Raw genomic sequence first — 18,544 nt, 5'->3', positions numbered from 1 at the left:
AGAACGCCCGTTCTATTTTGGGATTGACACCACCTTTAGAGGAAAACAGCATGACCGCTGAATACAAAGTCATTGGCGATGTGGCCGTGATTACCATGAGCAACCCTCCCGTCAATGGGCTAGGACTTGCAACTCGCGTCGGCATCACCAACGGCTTGACCCAAGCCAACAGTGACGCTGCCGTTAAATCCATCATCATCACGGGTGCTGGCAACGCTTTTTCTGGCGGTGCCGACATCAATGAATTTGGATCACCCAAAGCGATCCAAGAGCCCAACCTGCTCAGCGTCATTCGCGCCTGCGAAAACTCTGCCAAGCCCGTCTTGGCCGCTGTTCACTCCGTTGCCATGGGCGGTGGTTTGGAGTTGGCATTGGGTTGCCATTACCGCATAGCAGCACCTGGCTGCAAAGTGGCACTGCCTGAAGTGAAGTTGGGCCTGATTCCCGGCGCTGGCGGTACACAGCGTTTGCCACGCGTGTTGGGTGTCGAACCAGCCCTCAACATGATTGTCAGCGGTGAACCCATTAACAGCGAAATGCTGGCCATGTTGCCAGGTCAAAAGTTGTTTGATCGCATGGCCACTTCTGCCGAGTCTTTGGCCGCTGAAGCAATGGCCTACGCTAAAGAATTGGCTGCACAACACGCTGACGGTTCTGCGCTGCCATTGGTTCGCAATTTGCCTTGCAAACACCCCCAAGGTGACGCTTACTTCCAGTTCGCTCGCAACATGGTCAAAGGCATGGCCAAAAACTACCCAGCGCCACCCAAGTGTGTGGATGCGGTTGAAGCGGCTACGAAGAAAAAATTTGAAGACGGCATGGTCTTTGAGCGTGAAATCTTTACCAACCTCATGTGGACACCTGAGTGCCGTGCATTGCGCCATATTTTCATGGCCGATCGCGCCGCATCCAAAATTCCAGATGTGCCAAGTGACACACCCAAGCGCACCATCGCGTCTGTGGCCGTCATTGGCGCGGGCACCATGGGTGGCGGCATTTCCATGAACTTCTTGAACGCAGGCATTCCTGTCAAGATGCTCGAAATGAAGCAAGAAGCTTTGGACCGCGGTGTGGCCACCATTCGCAAGAACTACGAAGCGCAAGTGAAGAAGGGCAAGTTGAAGCAAGACAAATACGAACAGCGTATGGCTTTGCTCACCACCACTCTGAGCTACGACGACATTGGCAGCGCCGACTTGGTCATCGAAGCCGTGTTTGAAGAGATGGGCGTGAAAGAAGCTGTCTTCAAGAAACTCGACGAAGTGATGAAGCCTGGTGCTATTTTGGCCTCCAACACATCGACTTTGGACGTCAACAAAATTGCATCTTTCACCAAGCGTCCAGAGGACGTGGTGGGCATGCACTTCTTCAGCCCTGCCAACGTCATGAAATTGTTGGAAGTCATTCGCGGTGCCAAAACCAGCAAAGAAGTGCTGGCCACCGTGATGGCTTTGGGCAAAAAAATCAAGAAGACAGCCGTGGTGTCCGGCGTGTGCGACGGTTTCATCGGCAATCGCATGATTGAGCAATACAGCCGTCAAGCTGGTTTCCTGATTGAAGAAGGTTGTACGCCTGCACAAGTTGACAAAGCCGTTGAAAAGTTCGGTTTCGCCATGGGCCCATTCCGCATGGGCGACTTGGCCGGCAACGACATTGGCTGGGCCATTCGCAAGCGCCGCAATGTTGAGCGTCCTGGCATGAAGTACAGCAAAACAGCCGACCTCTTGTGCGAGATGGGCCGCTTCGGTCAAAAGACAGGCGCAGGCTGGTACGACTACCAAGCAGGCAAACGTGATGCCATTCCCAGTGCCTTGGTTGTGGAGATGATTGAAAAACACCGTGCTGCTGAAGGCATTACACCGCGCAAAATTTCAGATGAAGAAATCGTGCAGCGTTTGGTGTTCTCCTTGGTGAATGAAGCAGCACACATTTTGGAAGAGGGCATTGCCAGCAAGGCTTCCGACATCGACATGGTCTACCTCACCGGTTATGGTTTCCCCATCTTCCGCGGCGGCCCCATGTTGTACGCAGACCAAGTTGGTTTGTTCAATGTGGCCGAAGCCATGAAACGCTTTGCCAAAAACCCACGCGACGATGCCGCTTTCTGGCAACCCGCACCGCTGCTTGCCCGTTTGGTGGCAGACGGCAAAACATTCAACTGATCAGAGGTATTCAATATGACCAACGCCGTCATTGTTTCGACCGCTCGCACACCTCTGGCCAAGAGCTGGAAAGGTGCTTTCAACATGACCCATGGCGCCACATTGGGTGGCCATGCAGTTCAACACGCCGTTCAACGTGCTGGCATTGATGCCGCAGAGGTTGAAGACGTCATCATGGGTTGTGCCACACCAGAAGGTGCCACAGGCGCCAACATTGCACGTCAAATTGCATTGAAAGCGGGTCTGCCCATTTCTGTGTCCGGCATGACCGTGAATCGTTTTTGCTCTTCAGGCTTGCAGACCATTGCTTTGGCTGCCCAGCGCATCATTGCTGGCGAAGGTCAAGTTTATGTAGCCGGTGGTGTTGAAAGCATTTCTTGCGTTCAGCAGGAAATGAACCAGCACATGTTGCAAGATTTGTCCTTGGCCAAGATGAAGCCAGAAATTTACTGGAACATGTTGCAGACGGCAGAACAAGTGGCCAAGCGCTACAAAATTGGCCGTGACCGCATGGACGAATACGGTGCGGCCAGCCAACAAAAAGCTTGTGCAGCCCAAGCCGCTGGTTTGTTCAACGATGAAATTGCACCGATCACGGTGTCTGCAGGTGTCATCGACAAAACCATGGGTCTCATGACCAAGCAAGTGACCGTGAGCGTCGACGAAGGTTTGCGTGAAGGTACAACGGTTGAAGCCATTTCAGGTCTGCGCTCAGCCTTGCCTGGTGGTTTGATTTCTGCTGGCAACGCCAGCCAATTTTCAGACGGCGCAGGCGCTTGTGTCTTGATGGACGAAAAATTGGCCGAGCAACGCGGCTTGAAACCTCTGGGCCGCTTCTTGGGCTTTGCGGTTGCCGGTTGCGAACCTGACGAAATGGGTATTGGCCCTGTCTACGCAGTTCCCAAAGCATTGGCACGTTTAGGTTTGAAAGTTTCCGACATCGATTTGTGGGAACTGAACGAGGCCTTTGCGGTGCAAGTTTTGTATTGCCGCGACACATTGGGCATTCCCCCCGATCGCCTCAACGTCAACGGTGGCGCCATTGCCGTCGGTCACCCTTACGGTGTCAGCGGACAACGCCTCACAGGCCACGCATTGATCGAAGGCAAACGCCGCGGTGCCAAGCGTGTGGCTGTCACCATGTGCATTGGGGGTGGCATGGGTGCTTGCGGTATTTTTGAAGTGCTCTAAACGCACACGCTCAGCATCCACTAAGCAACCACGGGCGACCCGCTATCCATGCAGGCCGCCCGCTTTCATTTTCACTGAGATCAATTTGACATGAGCCTTCGGACTACGCTGGATTTTTTGTTGTACGAATGGTTGGACGTTAACCAACTGCAACAACGCGAACGTTTTGCGGACCACAGCCAAGAAACTTTTGATGCCGTACTGGACACTTGCGAGCGAATTGCCCGCGAAAAATATGCGCCTTTCAATCGCCTTGTCGACACAGAAGAACCGCGCTTTGACGGCGAAAAAGTGATCTTGCCGCAAGCCACGCACGATGCGCAAAAAGCTTACGCCGCATCCGGCATGCTCAGCGCAGCGCAAGACTACGAGATTGGTGGCATGCAGTTGCCCTACACCGTAGAAGCAGCTGCCAATACATTCTTTGCGATGGCGTCCGTCAGCATGGGCTCGGGCCTGTTAACTGTGGGCAATGCCAATTTGCTGATGGCGCACGGTTCGGAATTGCAAAAGAAAGTGTTTGCACTCAACGAATTTTCAGGCCGCTGGTCTGGCACCATGTGTTTGTCTGAACCTCAAGCAGGCTCTTCATTGAGCGATGTCATGACACGCGCTACGCCTGATGGTGCTGCATTTCAACAAGATCCTTTGGGTGCGCGCTATCGCCTCAAAGGCAACAAGATGTGGATCTCGGCGGGTGAACATGAACTCACCGAAAACATCATTCATTTGGTTTTGGCCAAAATTCCGGGTCCTGATGGCAAGTTGATTCCTGGCGTTAAAGGCATTTCCTTGTTCATCGTGCCCAAGAAAATGGTGAACACCGAAGGTCAATTGACGGGTGTTCGCAACGATGTGGCCCTGGCGGGTTTGAATCACAAATGCGGATGGCGTGGTACCACCAACACACTGCTGAATTTTGGCGAGGGCAAGTTCAAAGTTTCGACCGACAACACAGACTCAGATGGCTCGGGTGCTGTTGGTTACTTGGTCGGTGAACCAGGTCGTGGTTTGGGCTACATGTTCCACATGATGAACGAAGCACGGATCGGCGTGGGCTTGGCAGCCACCATGTTGGGCATGGCTGGCTATGAGGCCAGCTTGGAATACGCCAAAAACCGCCCACAAGGTCGTCCCGTTGCCGGTGGCTCACAGAAGGTGGTGAAGGATGCTGCGCAAGCGCAGGTTCGCATCATTGAACACGCCGACATCAAGCGCATGTTGCTGGCCCAAAAATCTTATTGCGAAGGTGCGTTGGCACTAGAGTTGTATTGCGCCAAATTGGTGGATGAACAGCACACGGGTACAGCTGTAAATGCCGACGAAGCTCGCCTGCTGCTAGAAGTGTTAACGCCCATTGCCAAAAGCTGGCCCAGCGAATGGTGTCTGGAAGCCAACAGCTTGGCCATTCAAATTCATGGTGGCTACGGTTACACCCGAGACTTTCCAGTAGAACAGTACTGGCGCGACAACCGTCTGAACATGATTCATGAGGGCACTCATGGCATTCAAGGCATGGACTTGTTAGGCCGCAAAGTCTTGATGGAAGAGGGCAGAGGCGTGAAGCTCCTGGCCGCACGCATGATGGCGACAGCTCAAAAAGCACAAGCACTCTCTGATTTGGCCGATGATGCCAAAGCCCTGACTTCTGCACTTCAAAAAGTCATTCAAGCCACCCAGTCGGCTTGGTCTACCGGACAGCCACAAGAGGCCTTGGCCAATGCGGTACCGTATTTACAAGCCTTCGGTCATTTGGTATTGGCCTGGATCTGGTTGGACGTAAGCGCCTCATGCAGGGGTGAGGCTTCGGCTCAACAAACAGGCCGACAAGCAGCTGCAAAATATTTTTACCGCTATGAACTGCCCAAGATTGATGCTTGGCTCAATGTGGTTAGCAATCGCGACATGACGTGTGCCAACTTATCTGAAGAGGCATTTTGATGAATCACATGAAAAGCATGCCTCAAGGTTTGCGTCACATTGTGATGTGGACTTTGAAGGAAGAAGCAGAGGGTCAGACCAAAGCGCAGAACATGCTGAAAGCGCGTGAAGTGCTCATGAGTTGTTCCAGCTTGGTGCCCGGCATCGAATTATTTGAAGTGGGCCTCAAATCAGAGGGTCTCGATTGCACTTGTGATGTCATCTTGAATTCTGTTTTCAAGGATGCAGCTGCATTGAACGCTTATCAAAACCACCCAGATCACATCGCCATCAAACCTTTCATGAAAGCCATTGTCGCGAAGCGACAGTGCATGGATTTTTGGAACTAATTTTTACAAAGGATTGAACATGACACGTACCGTCAAACAACTCTTCGACTTAACAGGTCAAACGGCTTTGGTCACAGGTGGCTCACGAGGTCTGGGTCTGCAAATGGCCCACGCACTGGGTGAAGCCGGTGCACGTTTGATGTTGAGCTCGCGCAAAGCGGATGATTTGCAAGAAGCCGTGGCTGAACTCAAAGCGGCAGGCATTGAGGCAGACTTCATTGCAGCAGACTGCGGTAAGGAAGAAGACATTCGCCGTTTGGCACAAGAGACCGTGAAAAAAATGGGTCGCATTGACATCTTGGTTAACAACGCAGGCGCCACTTGGGGTGCTGCTGCTGAAGTTCACCCAGTCTCCGCTTGGGACAAAGTGATGAACCTCAATGTGCGAGGCTATTTCATCTTGGCACAAGAAGTGGCCAACTTGTCCATGATCCCAAATGGTCGTGGCCGAATTTTGAATGTGGCATCGATTGCGGGCTTGGCCGGTAACCCACCTGAGATGCAAACCATCGCCTACAACACCTCCAAAGGTGCTGTGGTCAATTTCACCAAGGCGCTGGCAGGTGAGTGGGGTCAACATGGCATTACCGTGAACGCCATTTGTCCAGGCTTCTTCCCCAGCAAAATGACCTACGGCTTGCTCGAAAAAATGGGCGCAGATCGCATGGCGAGCCACGCACCTTTGCGTCGTTTAGGCGATGACGAAGACTTGAAAGGCTTGACGCTGTTGTACGCCAGCGAGGCCGGCAAGCACATTACAGGTCAATGGCTGGCTGTTGACGGTGGCGTGAGTGCCATCATTGGTGGCTAAGCAATGAGCATTCCCTTTGGCGTCCACATTCCCTTTGTGGACAACCTTGGCTTCACATTAGAGAAGTTCGAGAACGGCACATCAGAGTTGCACTACAGCCCTCGTGCGGAGCATCACAATTCTTTCGCCATTACCCATGGCGGGGCTGTGATGACTTTGCTCGATGTGGTGATGGCCACGGCTGCACGCAGTGTTGAACAAGAGATGGGCGTCGTCACGATTGAAATGAAAACCAGTTTCATGCGCCCCGCCAAAACCACCGGCGATGAGCATCTGTTGGCCAAAGGTTTGCTACTGCATCGCACCAAAACCATGGCCTTCACAGATGGCAAAGTGTATGACGCGGATGGTCAACTGTGTGCCCATGCCACAGGGACCTTCAAGTACGTTAAGCGTACCCCGTCAGTGTCTTCGCCCATTTCGACTGATTAATCAATTTCAAGCAAGAGACAAACATGCCGACCAATCACATCATCGTTTTAGACAATCGTCCTGAAGGCGAAGCAACAACTTCCAATTTCAAATTGATCACCGCAGAAACACCTGCTTTGCAAGACGGACAAGTTTTGGTTAAACACCATTACTTGAGCCTTGACCCTTATATGCGCGGTCGCATGAATGCTGGCAAAAATTATGCACAGCCCCAACCATTGGGCGAAGCCATGATTGGTGGCACTGTGGGTGAAGTTGTAGAGAGCAAGCACGCCAAATTCACGGTGGGTCAAACCGTGTTGTGCATGGGCGGCTGGCAAGAGTACAGCGTGATCAACGCTGATGCCGTGGGTGCGCTCAAGCATGTGAATGCAGAGAAAATTTCGATCAGCCATTACCTGGGTGCCGTGGGCATGCCCGGCGTCACAGCCTGGTATGGTTTGGTCAAAATCATTCAAGCCAAACCTGGCGCCACCGTCACAGTGAGCGCTGCCAGTGGCGCTGTGGGCAGCGCGTTTGGCGCGTTGGCCAAAGCACGTGGTTTTCGTGTGGTGGGCATTGCCGGTGGCAAAGCCAAATGCGATTACGTGGTCAATGAGTTGGGCTTTGATGCTTGCGTTGACTACAAAGAACACACCGATTACATCTCTTTGTCCAAAGCACTGCGAGATGCCTGTCCCAATGGCATTGATGGCCATTTTGAAAACGTGGGCGGCATGGTGCTAGATGCCGTGATGTTGCGCGCCAATGACTTTTCCCGCGTCGCTGTGTGCGGCATGATTGCAGGCTACAACGGAGAGCCTTTGCCCATGACCAACCCTACGTTGATCCTGAAAAGCCGTATGACCATTGAAGGCTTCATTGTGAGTGAGCACATGGAAGTGTGGCCTGAAGCCTTGGCTGAATTGGCTGAACTCATTGCCAGTGGCAAATTCAACCCACGTCAAACCATTGCGCAAGGCATTGCTTCTGCACCTGAAGCTTTCTTGGGCTTGCTCAAAGGTCAAAACTTTGGCAAACAACTGGTGAAACTGGTTTAAATCTATACCCATTTACGAAAGCCAAGCCATGAGCCAACTGATTCTTCACCATTACCCAACGTCACCTTTTGCAGAAAAAATTCGTTTGATTTTGGGTTATAAAAAGTTGGCCTGGCAAAGCGTGATCATTCCGATGATCATGCCCAAACCCGACCTCACGTCTTTGACGGGTGGTTATCGTCGAACCCCCGTGCTGCAAATCGGTGCCGACATTTATTGCGATACCGCTTTGATTGCGGATGTTTTAGAGAAATTGGCGCCTGCCCCCAGCCTCTACCCATCACCCGTCAATGGCGCTTCCAGAATTGTGGCGCAATGGGCCGACAGTCAGGTATTTCCAGCAGCCATGGCTTATAACTTTCAACCCGCCGGTGTTGCCGATGTTTTTGCAGGTGCCCCTGAGGCGGTGGTTCAAGCTTTTGTCGCCGATCGCGCAGCCATGCGAGGTGGCGCGCCCAGAATGTCATTGGGCGAGGGCACCAGCACTTACAAAAGTCAATTGCGCCGCTTGTCAGACATGCTGACAGAGCACCCTTATTTGATGGGGGAGGTACCCACCATTGCCGACTTTTCTGCTTATCACCCCATGTGGTTTACGCTAGAGCGAACACCCAGTGTGGCGGGCATCTTAGACGCGACACCTTTGCTTAAAGATTGGATGGCGCGCATGAAAGCCATCGGTCATGGTCAGCACGACAAGATGAAGTCGGATCAGGCCGTTGAGGTGGCCAAGAATGCAACACCCGAAGATGTTTCACAGCTTGCATTTGTGGACGATCATGGCATTGCCTTAGGTTCCGAAGTCACCATCACTGCAGATAACTTTGGTTTAGAACCCACCCCAGGTATTTTGGTTGCAGCGACCAAAACCCGACTCACATTGCGCCGTGAAGATGAGCGTGCAGGCACGGTTCATGTTCACTTTCCCCGTAACGGATTTATTTTGAAGAAGGTCAAATCATGATTCGCAATTTCGAAAATAAAACAGCTGTCTTAACAGGCGGTGGCTCTGGCTTTGGTTTGGAATGTGCACGCATTGCAGCCCGCCTGAAAATGAATGTGGTTCTGGTGGATGTGCAGCAAGATGCACTCGACAAAGCAGAAGCTGAAATTAAAGCGACCGGCGTGAAGGTTTTTGCGAAGCGCGTGGACGTTTCCAATGCGGATCAAATGGACGCCTTCGCCAAGGATGTTCAAGCGCAATTTGGCGCGCCACACTTTGTTTTCAACAACGCTGGTGTGGGTTCAGGTGGCTTGGTTTGGGAGAACACCGTGGCCGATTGGCAATGGGTCTTGGGTGTGAATGTTTGGGGTGTGGTGCACGGCGTGCGTTTGTTCACGCCCATGATGCTAGAGGCCGCCAAAAAAGATCCAGCCTACGAAGGCCACATCGTGAATACCGCCAGCATGGCCGGTTTGCTCACGGCTCCCAACATGGGCGTGTACAACGTCAGCAAACATGCGGTGGTCGCTTTAACTGAAACCCTGTACCAAGATTTGAAACTGGTGACCGACCAAGTCAGTGCCAGCGTTTTGTGCCCTTACTTTGTGCCCACAGGCATTAGCCAAAGCCACCGCAACCGTCCGGCGGATTTGCCGCATCAAAAGGCCACCAAAAGCCAATTGATTGGCCAGGCGATGAGCGACAAAGCGGTCAGCAGTGGCAAGGTGTCTGCCGCTCAAATGGCCGAAATGGTGTTTGAGTCTATTGCCAACGATCAGTTTTACATCTATAGCCATCCTCAAGCTTTGGGCAACGTCCAAACCCGCATGGAAGCCATCGTTCAGCAGCAAAACCCGCCCAATCCTTTTGCCGCACGCCCTGACATTGGCGAAAAACTCAAAGCCGAACTGCGCAGCTAAAAAACAGCCACCGGAGTGTGGCAAACTCGTCGGTTGAGTTTTAGAAATCCATAGAAGTTAGCCGACGAGATGCAGAAAATATTGGGCCAATTGGCCACTGAAATCAAAATCCGCCCTGAGCAAGTACAGGCGGCCGTGAGTTTGTTAGATGGCGGTGCCACGGTGCCGTTCATTGCCCGTTACCGCAAAGAAGTCACCGGCGGCTTGGACGACATCCAATTGCGTGAATTGGAATACCGTTTGGGCTACTTGCGTGAGATGGAAGAGCGCCGCGCCACCATCCTCAAAAGCATTGCCGATCAAGGCAAGCTCACCCCCGATTTGCAATTGGCCATTGACCAAGCCGCTACCAAGCAAGACTTGGAGGATTTGTACTTGCCCTTCAAGCCCAAGCGCCGGACCAAAGGCATGATTGCCAAAGAGGCTGGCATCGAACCCTTGGCTGATGCGTTATGGGCGAATCCATCGCTTGATCCTCAAGTTGAAGCGCAGGCTTATTTGAAACCAGCCGATGCCATTGAAGGTGCTGATTTTTCAAGCGCAGGTGCTGTTTTGGATGGCGTTCGCGACATTTTGTCTGAGCGCTGGGCAGAAGACGCCTCCCTCATTCAGGCCCTGCGAGAGTGGCTTTGGAAAGAGGGCTTGTTCACCAGCCACTTGGCTTCGGGCAAGGACGAGAACCAAGCGGAGGTGGCCAAGTTCAGAGATTACTTTGATTACAGCGAACCTATTGGCCGCGTCCCATCTCACCGAGCTTTGGCCGTGTTCCGCGGTCGAGCTTTAGAGTTTTTGGATGCCAAGCTTTCTTTGCCGGAACCTGAAGCGATTGGTGCAACAGCAGCCCCCTTAACGACCACTGCGGCCGCTCAAGCAGCCAGTGCAATGGCAGAAGGCCGGATAGCTTTGCACCTCAACTGGTCCCACAGCGCCAGACCATCCGATGACCTCATTCGAAAAACCATTTTGTGGACTTGGCGCGTCAAGCTCAGTTTGTCATTAGAGCGCGATCTCTTTGCGCGCTTGCGTGAAGAGGCCGAAAAAGTTGCCATCAAAGTTTTTGCAGATAACTTGCGTGATTTGTTATTGGCTGCGCCTGCTGGACCTCGTGTGGTGTTGGGCTTGGATCCAGGCATTCGCACTGGCGTCAAAGTAGCCGTTGTAGATCACACTGGCAAGTTGGTTGAAACTGCCACGGTCTATCCCCACGAGCCTCGCAGAGACTGGGATGGCTCTTTGTTTACGTTGAATAAACTGTGCCAAAAACATGGTGTTAATTTGATCGCCATTGGCAATGGCACTGCCAGCCGTGAAACCGACAAATTGGCGGCCGATCTCATCAAGCAACTCAAAACACCCGACAGCCCCGAAATTCAAAAGGTCGTGGTGAGCGAGGCGGGCGCTTCTGTGTATTCCGCCAGTGAATTTGCCAGCCAAGAAATGCCCGATGTCGATGTGAGCTTGCGCGGTGCGGCCAGCATTGCACGCCGCTTGCAAGACCCCTTGGCCGAGTTGGTCAAAATTGATCCGAAGTCCATCGGTGTAGGACAGTACCAACACGACGTCAATCAAACAGAATTGGCGCGCACCCTGGAAGCCGTGGTGGAAGATTGCGTGAATGCTGTCGGTGTTGACTTGAACACCGCCAGTGTGCCTTTGCTGTCTCGCGTTTCTGGTTTGTCCGGTGGTGTTGCCAAAGCTGTTGTGCGGTGGCGTGAGGCCAATGGTGCTTTCAAAAATCGTCAAGACCTGCTGAAGGTCACAGGACTTGGCGCTAAAACTTTTGAGCAAAGCGCAGGCTTCTTGCGCATTCGCGGGGGTGACAATCCATTGGACATGACGGGCGTACACCCCGAAACCTATCCCGTGGTGGAAGCCATCATGGCCAAGGTGGCACAGCCGGTTGAAAACGTCATGGGCCGCGCAGACATGCTTAAAACCTTGCGCCCAGAATTGTTTGCCAATGACAAGTTTGGTGTCATCACGGTCAAAGACATTTTGGTTGAGTTGGAAAAACCAGGCCGTGACCCACGGCCCGATTTCAAGGTGGCGCGTTTCAATGATGGTGTTGATGACATACGCGATTTGAAAGAAGGCATGATTTTGGAAGGCACCGTGAGCAACGTCGCGGCCTTTGGCGCCTTTGTTGATTTGGGTGTCCACCAAGATGGCTTGGTTCACGTCAGTCAACTCAGCAACAAATTCATCACCGACGCGCGCGAGGTTGTTAAGACGGGCGATATTGTCAAAGTCAAAGTGACTGAAGTGGATGTGGCGCGCAAACGGATTGGCCTCACCATGAAGCTCAGTGATGCATCACCATCAGCTTCGCAACGTGGTCGAGAAAATAAATTTGAAGGTGGTCCCCGTCAAGCTCATCAGCACCAACGTTCACAAGGCCCTGCTCAATCTGGCAATTTAGGCCAAAGTGCCATGGCCTCTGCATTTGCCAAATTGCAAAACAAGGGTTGAGGGATCGCATGAAAGCCCTTGCCATCTATGTCGGCCCTCAAGCCAAGCAGCACCTGGCTTTGCATGGGCTGAGTGCATCCGATGTGAAGGTGATTCCTGCTGCCGCAGGAGGACCCAAGGGCTTAATCCTTGGCCCACTTGATCGATTCATGTTCAACCAGTGGTTGCCGACCAGTCAGCAAACGATTGATTTGGTGGGCGCCTCCATTGGTGCATGGCGCATGGCTACGGCCTGTTTACCCGAGAGTCGCGCTGGCTTGTTGAGACTGGAGCACGATTACATTCATCAACACTATGAATTGAAACCCGGCGAAAAATTTCCCAGTGCGCAGCAAGTCAGCGATTCGTTCCGTGAAAATTTAGATTTGTTTTATGGCGGCCTGGTTGAGCCGCTGTTAAATCATCCACGTTTTCGTCTTCATGTGTTGACGTCTCGTGGCAAGGGTCTGCTTCATCGAGAGCACCCAGTCCTCAGTCCCTTAGGCTATGGTGGTGCATTTTTAAGCAATCTGATCCGTCGCAAAGCCATGGGTGCATCTTTAGAGCGCGTGGTGTTTTCATCTGCAGGTGCATTGCCTTTTGGTACGCACGATTACGCAACACGGCAATTGCCTATGACGACTTCAAATTTCATGGATGTGCTGCAAGCCAGTTGTGCCATTCCCTTTGTTTTGAAGGCTGTGCATGACATTGAAGGCGCGCCGCGTGGCGCTTACTGGGATGGTGGCATCACGGATTACCACTTGCACCTTGATTGGCGCAATGCTTCAAATGACACAGCACCTGGTGGTTTGGTTGTGTATCCGCATTTTCAAAAAGCGGTGGTACCCGGTTGGCTCGACAAAGCCCTGAAATGGCGGCACAAAGCCAGCGCCTTTCTCAACAACACCTTGGTGTTGGCACCACGGCCCGAGTGGGTTCAAACATTGCCGAATGGCAAATTGCCCGATCGAACTGACTTTGCCACTTATGGTCAAGATTTGCAGGCGAGGGTCAAGGTTTGGCAAGCCGCTACATCAGCCAGTCAACAACTGGCGGATGAGTTTGCCGCCTGGCTGGAAAAACCAGACATGGCCTGCGTGCAAGACCTTTGATTACATCGAGGCCGAGAGCATCTCTCTATATTCGTCAGGGCTTGCAATGCGGGGGTTGGTTTTGTGGCAGTGATCGGCCATCGCCCCTTGAATCACAGCATCAAATTGCGATTCAGTGACGCCCATGGCCTTCAGGCCTGAAGGCAATCCTAGTCGCGCACTCATGTCTTGAATGGCATGCGGAATGTCAGAACCGGAAGCTAAGCCCATCACCTGCGCCATGCGGTTTAAGCGGTTTTCTTTTTGCACGGTTTCAGCAAGGGCATTGAACTGGACCACTGCTGGCAAGAACATCGCATTCAAAGTACCGTGGTGGAGGCGGGGATTGACACCGCCCAAACTGTGGCTGAGCGAGTGAACGCAACCCAGGCCTTTTTGAAAGGCCATGGCGCCTTGCATCGAGGCACTCATGAGGTGCATGCGGGCCTCTTTGTCTTGGCCATTTTTCGTAGCGCGTTCAATGTGCGCCCAAGCGCGTTGCAGACCATCCAAGCCAATGCCATCGGCAGGCGGGTTAAAGGCCGGTGCCATGAAAGTTTCCATGCAGTGGGCAATGGCGTCCATGCCTGTTGCCGCAGTGAGCATGGGCGGCAAACCAAAGGTCAGCTCCGGGTCACAAATGGCGGCTTTGGGAACGATGAACCAGGAGTGAAAGCCCAGCTTTCGACCATCGTCCACTATCAAAATGGCGCCACGCGCCACTTCGCTACCGGTGCCACTGGTGGTGGGCACTGCAATGAGCGGTGCGACACGGTCTGTAATTTTGAGTGAGCCGCCTTCAATGGTGGCGTAGGTTTTGAGGGGGCCTTCGTGCGTGACGGCAATGGCCACACATTTGGCGCAATCTATGGAGGAGCCACCCCCCACCGCAATCAAGCCATCACAACCCTGGGCCTTGTAGACCTCGCTGGCCGCACGCACAGCGGCTTCTGTGGGATTGGAGGGGGTTTGGTCAAATACAGCCACCTGAATGCCAGGCAGCGCATCTAAGGCTTTCTGCAAAATGCCTGCGGCCTTCACCCCTTGGTCGGTCACGATAAGAGGTTTGTGGATGCCGACGCGTTCGCACTCTTGTTTTAAAAGTTGGATCGCGCCGAAGTCGATCTGAATCTGGGTGACGTAGTTGATGAAAGCCATGGTATTTTCTCTGAATGCGTTACGATCAACTCTACTGCAAGACGCGTTTCAAGTCAGCCTCTACAACCCTGAAAAAGTCACATTGGCGATAAAAAAGCCACCATGAGCTCACACCACAACCCTCACAGCCGGCTGACCGAATCCATGCGCTTGGTTCTGCGCAACATTGAACGGGCAGGACGCCCACCGATGTATTTGTTGAATGCGCAACAAGCGCGTTTGTTTTATGAAGTGTCGGCCAGCATTTTGGATTTGCCTGAACCCCCAATGGCCAGGGTTGAGGACTTGCGGATTCCCATGCGAGATGGTCAATTGGTCCAAGCCAGATTGTTTGCACCTTATTCAAAATCTCATGCATCCCCTAGCCCAACGTTGGTGTATTTCCATGGGGGTGGCTTCACCATTGGCAGCATTCAAACGCACAATGTGTTGTGCCGTGAATTGGCGCGCATCGGGCAATGCGCTGTGATTTCTGTGGACTACCGTCTTGCACCCGAGCATCGCTTTCCCGTTGCAACCAACGATGCCTGGGATGCACTCCAGTGGGTTTCAAAATTTGCAGAATCGATGGGGCTGCAAGCCAACGCATTGGCTGTGGGAGGCGACAGCGCTGGCGGCACTTTGGCTGCCGTTTGCGCCATTCACGCCAGAGATGTAGGCTTGAAATTGGCCCTTCAACTGCTCATTTACCCAGGGACTGCCGCACGCCAAGAAACCACGTCCCACAACACCTATCAATCAGGTTTCATGCTCGACAAAGCCACCGTTGATTGGTTTTTTGACCACTACATTGATGCCAAAGATCGAGACGATTGGCGTTTCGCACCCATGCTGGCAGAGCGACATGACGGTCTTGCACCGGCTTGGATTGGTTTGGCAGAATGTGACCCGTTGGTCGATGAAGGTGTTGCCTATGCCGATATGCTGCGCATGGCGGGTGTGAAGGTTGATCTTGAGATTTACCATGGGGTGGTTCATGGCTTTGTCAACATGGGGCGCGTCATACCAGAAGCGCGTCAAGCCCATCAGGATGCAGGTCGCGCATTGAAACATGCCTTCGCTTTAGGCCAATGATTTTTGTTTGTCAGAAAGAACTTTTTCATGAAACGCAGTGACTTCCGATTCTTCCATCGCCTTCGCGTGCGGTGGGCTGAAATTGACATGCAAAAGATTGTGTTCAATGGCCATTACCTCACCTACATTGACACCGCTGTCACTGCGTATTGGGGGCGTGTGGCCTTGCCTTACGAAACTGCTTTTCACATCTTGGGTGGAGAGCTGTATGTCAAGAAAGCCACCTTGGAGTACCACGCATCAGCGCTCATGGACGATGACCTGAGTGTGGGCATGAAGTGCAGCCGACTTGGCAAGTCGTCCATGGTGTTTGAGGCAGGCATTTTTCGCGGTGACAAGTTGCTGATCAGTGGCGAATTGATCTATGTGTTTGCCGACCCACTCACGCAAACTTCCAAGCCCATTCCAGAAGCGTTGCGCAACATTTTGTTGATTTATGAGGCCGGTGAATCAGTGGTGGATTTGAAGATAGGCAGCTGGGATGCGTTGAAGGAAGGGGCCGCTGCTTTGCGCACAGAAGTATTTGTGCATGAGCAAGAAATTCCGCAGGAACTTGAATGGGACGAACATGATGCGAAGGCCGTCCATGCAGTGATCTGGAACAAACTGGGTCAGCCTGTTGCAACAGGTCGTTTACTGCAACCCAAACCACAGGTTTCGCAAATTGGCCGCATGGCTGTATCCAAACCTTTGCGAGGTGGTAACTTAGGCCGCCAAGTGATTGAGGCATTCATTGAGACCGCTCGTCAACGTGGCGACAAAGAAGTGATCTTGCATGCGCAATGCAGTGCGGAAGGTTTTTACCGTCGATTGGGATTTCAAGCACATGGCGACATCTTTCAAGACGCCGGCATCGATCACATTGAAATGAGTTTGAAACTCGCTTAAATGTCTTCAAGCAAAGGGTAGGGCAAAGCACTGAGATGCAATTCGGGCCCCTCTGGATTCCCCAAGTGCAAGACTTGTGACGTCGCATTAATTTGCATCGACACAATGCCCCACCACTTTGCGGCGTCTTCTTTGGAAGTACTGTCATTTTCGGCAACACTGGCCACAGTACCGCAAGCTTGCTCTATGTCATCGGCTGAAAAAACCTCTTGTCCAACTTGCATGGGCGAATGGCAAGCCACAATGAAAGCGCGTCGTTTCAAGGTGCCTCGAAACTGGCTTCTGGCCACCACTTCTTGCCCTGGGTAGCAACCCTTTTTAAAACTCACGCCTTCCACCGATTCGTAGTTCAGCATCTGTGGCACAAAGGCTTCGGAAGTGGCTGTTTGAACCCTGCTGATGCCCGCTAAAACTTCAGCCAATTGCCATTCGTTTTCAGTTGCGGGGGGTAATGACTGACCTAAAAAAGCAAGAGAAGAGGGCGCGTCTTTCAAACCAATCCACAGAAGGCGTGAAATATTCAAACCAGAATTCTTGGCACTGTGCAATTTGATGAAATGGCCTTCGCCCTCCTGTATGGCATGCCATGGCAATTCAGATTGCAATGCTGGGCAGGCTTGATCTGCCGTCGCTCCCAAGACACCCCGCAGTTCATATTGGGTTGTGACATCCGTGAGCTTGAGCTTGGCGCGCATCACAAACATGGACAAGCGCTTGAGGGTGCTTTGCAACAAGTCTTGATGACAGGCCAACAGGTACTTTTCTGCGCTGAGTTTGAGCACCACAAAACTGGCCATCAATCGGCCCTTGGCCGAGCAATAGCCAGCAAATCGCGCTTGTCCCACTGGCAAAAGCAAGACATCGTTGGTCAATTGACCTTGCAAAAAGCTGCCCGCATCAGGCCCCTCGGCCAAAATAAGCCCCCAATGTTGCGGGGCCAAAATACCGGAGGGTGAGAATTTCAAATCAGGTTCAATCAGGTCCATGCCTGAATTATGATCTCCTCTGAAAAACCCAAAGGATCCAAGGTTTGAGTCGACCTGCTTCAAAAGCCAAAAAAAGCAAAAATTCACGAAAAAGACACTCGTGGGGGGCTTTTCTGTCCCTGTTTGCTTTGTCGGTCATAACCGTACTGGCTGCAGCGGTGTACTGGCTTCAAAGTCCAATGGGTTTCAAGCCCTCGTATTTGAATGCGTCCCCCAGCGTTCAAGTGCTTGATTTGGCCATCGAACCAGGCACTTCCCCCAAAGGCGTAGCGCAAGCCATTGCCGATGCTGGGGCAGATGTGTCGCCGGAATTGTTGCGATTTTGGTTCAGGGTCTCAGGTCAAGACAGGGCCATCAAAGCGGGCAGTTATGAAATAACCCCAGAGATGTCGCCTCGTGTTGTGCTCAACATGCTGGTTCGTGGTGAAGAAACACTCAGAACGATCACGTTGGTCGAGGGCTGGACTTTCAAGCAATTCAAACAAGCCCTGGCCAAGTCCGACAATTTAAAGCTCAGCACGCAAGGCATGAGCGACGCAGAGATCATGGCGCAATTGGGTCGCCCCAACCTCCATCCAGAAGGTCGCTTTTACCCCGACACTTATTCCTATGCCAAGGGTTCTACCGATATAGCGGTGATGCAAAGAGCACTCAAAGCCATGGACCGCCATTTGACCAAAGTATGGAATCAAAGGAAAAGCAATTTACCTTTAACCCATCCCGATGAATTGCTGACGCTGGCCAGCATCGTTGAAAAAGAAACGGGCCGAGCCAGCGATCGTCCGCTTATTTCAGCAGTGTTTCACAATCGACTCAAAATGGGCATGCGTTTGCAAACAGACCCCACAGTCATTTACGGTTTGGGGGATGCGTTTGACGGCAATTTAAGGCGGGTCGATTTGCGCACCGATACACCTTACAACACCTACACAAGAGGCGGCTTGCCTCCTACACCCATTGCTATGCCTGGTAAGGCGGCGTTACTTGCAGCCATCGATCCTGCGCCTTCCAACGCCCTTTATTTTGTGGCAAAAGGTGATGGCACTAGCCATTTCAGTCAATCGCTGAACGAGCACAATAACGCGGTCAACAAATACCAACGCGGTTTATCCAAACAGGGACAATGA

Annotated in this window: 16 protein-coding genes; 14 read left to right on the top strand and 2 right to left on the bottom strand. The window is 52.5% G+C overall.

Going from position 1 to position 18,544, the window contains the following annotated elements; genetic code table 11:
• The first annotated feature begins 50 nt into the window (after window positions 1-50).
• The 11 genes from L103DPR2_RS08955 (at window position 51) to L103DPR2_RS08905 (ending at window position 13,332) form a co-directional block, all read left to right on the top strand.
• Window positions 51-2,162, top strand: a complete 2,112-nt coding sequence (locus L103DPR2_RS08955; protein WP_055360777.1) for a 3-hydroxyacyl-CoA dehydrogenase NAD-binding domain-containing protein — start codon at window positions 51-53, stop codon at window positions 2,160-2,162.
• Between the two features lie 15 nt (window positions 2,163-2,177).
• A complete protein-coding gene (locus L103DPR2_RS08950; RefSeq protein ID WP_055360776.1) occupies window positions 2,178-3,353 on the top strand; it encodes an acetyl-CoA C-acyltransferase in 1,176 nt (391 codons plus the stop codon).
• A 90-nt stretch (window positions 3,354-3,443) separates the two neighbouring features.
• Window positions 3,444-5,294 (top strand): acyl-CoA dehydrogenase, encoded by a 1,851-nt coding sequence (locus tag L103DPR2_RS08945; protein ID WP_055360775.1) that lies wholly within the window; start codon window positions 3,444-3,446, stop codon window positions 5,292-5,294.
• Complete coding sequence (locus tag L103DPR2_RS08940) at window positions 5,294-5,623, top strand: Dabb family protein (RefSeq protein ID WP_231717614.1); 330 nt, start codon at window positions 5,294-5,296, stop codon at window positions 5,621-5,623. Before L103DPR2_RS08945 ends, L103DPR2_RS08940 begins: the two co-directional genes overlap by 1 nt.
• Before the next feature lie 19 nt (window positions 5,624-5,642).
• Entirely contained in the window at window positions 5,643-6,434 is a 792-nt protein-coding gene (locus tag L103DPR2_RS08935) for an SDR family oxidoreductase (RefSeq protein WP_055360774.1), read from the top strand.
• 3 nt (window positions 6,435-6,437) lie between these two features.
• Window positions 6,438-6,866: a PaaI family thioesterase gene (locus L103DPR2_RS08930; RefSeq protein WP_055360773.1), complete on the top strand. Its 429-nt coding sequence runs from the start codon at window positions 6,438-6,440 to the stop codon at window positions 6,864-6,866.
• A 23-nt stretch (window positions 6,867-6,889) separates the two neighbouring features.
• On the top strand, window positions 6,890-7,906 hold the full coding sequence (locus tag L103DPR2_RS08925; RefSeq protein ID WP_055360772.1) for an NADP-dependent oxidoreductase: 1,017 nt from the start codon (window positions 6,890-6,892) through the stop codon (window positions 7,904-7,906).
• A gap of 28 nt (window positions 7,907-7,934) precedes the next feature.
• Complete coding sequence (locus tag L103DPR2_RS08920; protein ID WP_055360771.1) at window positions 7,935-8,870, top strand: glutathione S-transferase family protein; 936 nt, start codon at window positions 7,935-7,937, stop codon at window positions 8,868-8,870.
• Window positions 8,867-9,769, top strand: coding sequence for an SDR family oxidoreductase (locus L103DPR2_RS08915; RefSeq protein WP_055360770.1), 903 nt, complete (start codon window positions 8,867-8,869; stop codon window positions 9,767-9,769). Before L103DPR2_RS08920 ends, L103DPR2_RS08915 begins: the two co-directional genes overlap by 4 nt.
• Before the next feature lie 69 nt (window positions 9,770-9,838).
• Window positions 9,839-12,238: a Tex family protein gene (locus L103DPR2_RS08910; protein ID WP_055360769.1), complete on the top strand. Its 2,400-nt coding sequence runs from the start codon at window positions 9,839-9,841 to the stop codon at window positions 12,236-12,238.
• An 8-nt stretch (window positions 12,239-12,246) separates the two neighbouring features.
• Window positions 12,247-13,332, top strand: a complete 1,086-nt coding sequence (locus L103DPR2_RS08905) for a patatin-like phospholipase family protein (RefSeq protein ID WP_055360768.1) — start codon at window positions 12,247-12,249, stop codon at window positions 13,330-13,332.
• On the opposite strand, the gene L103DPR2_RS08900 is transcribed toward L103DPR2_RS08905, so the two are convergent.
• A complete protein-coding gene (locus L103DPR2_RS08900) occupies window positions 13,333-14,469 on the bottom strand; it encodes an iron-containing alcohol dehydrogenase (protein ID WP_055360767.1) in 1,137 nt (378 codons plus the stop codon).
• Between the two features lie 102 nt (window positions 14,470-14,571).
• Here L103DPR2_RS08900 and L103DPR2_RS08895 point away from each other — a divergent pair, with 102 nt between their 5' ends.
• On the top strand, window positions 14,572-15,543 hold the full coding sequence (locus tag L103DPR2_RS08895) for an alpha/beta hydrolase (protein WP_055360766.1): 972 nt from the start codon (window positions 14,572-14,574) through the stop codon (window positions 15,541-15,543).
• 27 nt (window positions 15,544-15,570) lie between these two features.
• On the top strand, window positions 15,571-16,431 hold the full coding sequence (locus tag L103DPR2_RS08890) for a YbgC/FadM family acyl-CoA thioesterase (RefSeq protein ID WP_055361951.1): 861 nt from the start codon (window positions 15,571-15,573) through the stop codon (window positions 16,429-16,431).
• Here the strand turns inward: L103DPR2_RS08890 and ygfZ are convergent.
• Window positions 16,428-17,417, bottom strand: a complete 990-nt coding sequence (ygfZ, locus tag L103DPR2_RS08885) for a CAF17-like 4Fe-4S cluster assembly/insertion protein YgfZ (RefSeq protein WP_055360765.1) — start codon at window positions 17,415-17,417, stop codon at window positions 16,428-16,430. The genes L103DPR2_RS08890 and ygfZ overlap by 4 nt on opposite strands.
• A gap of 128 nt (window positions 17,418-17,545) precedes the next feature.
• Between ygfZ and mltG the strand changes: the two genes are divergently transcribed.
• Complete coding sequence (gene mltG / locus L103DPR2_RS08880; protein ID WP_231717613.1) at window positions 17,546-18,544, top strand: endolytic transglycosylase MltG; 999 nt, start codon at window positions 17,546-17,548, stop codon at window positions 18,542-18,544.

Source organism: Limnohabitans sp. 103DPR2, from assembly GCF_001412575.1.
GTDB lineage: Bacteria > Pseudomonadota > Gammaproteobacteria > Burkholderiales > Burkholderiaceae_C > Limnohabitans_A.
Note: the sequence above shows the minus strand (reverse complement) of the source record. Positions and strands in the feature narration are given on the sequence as shown.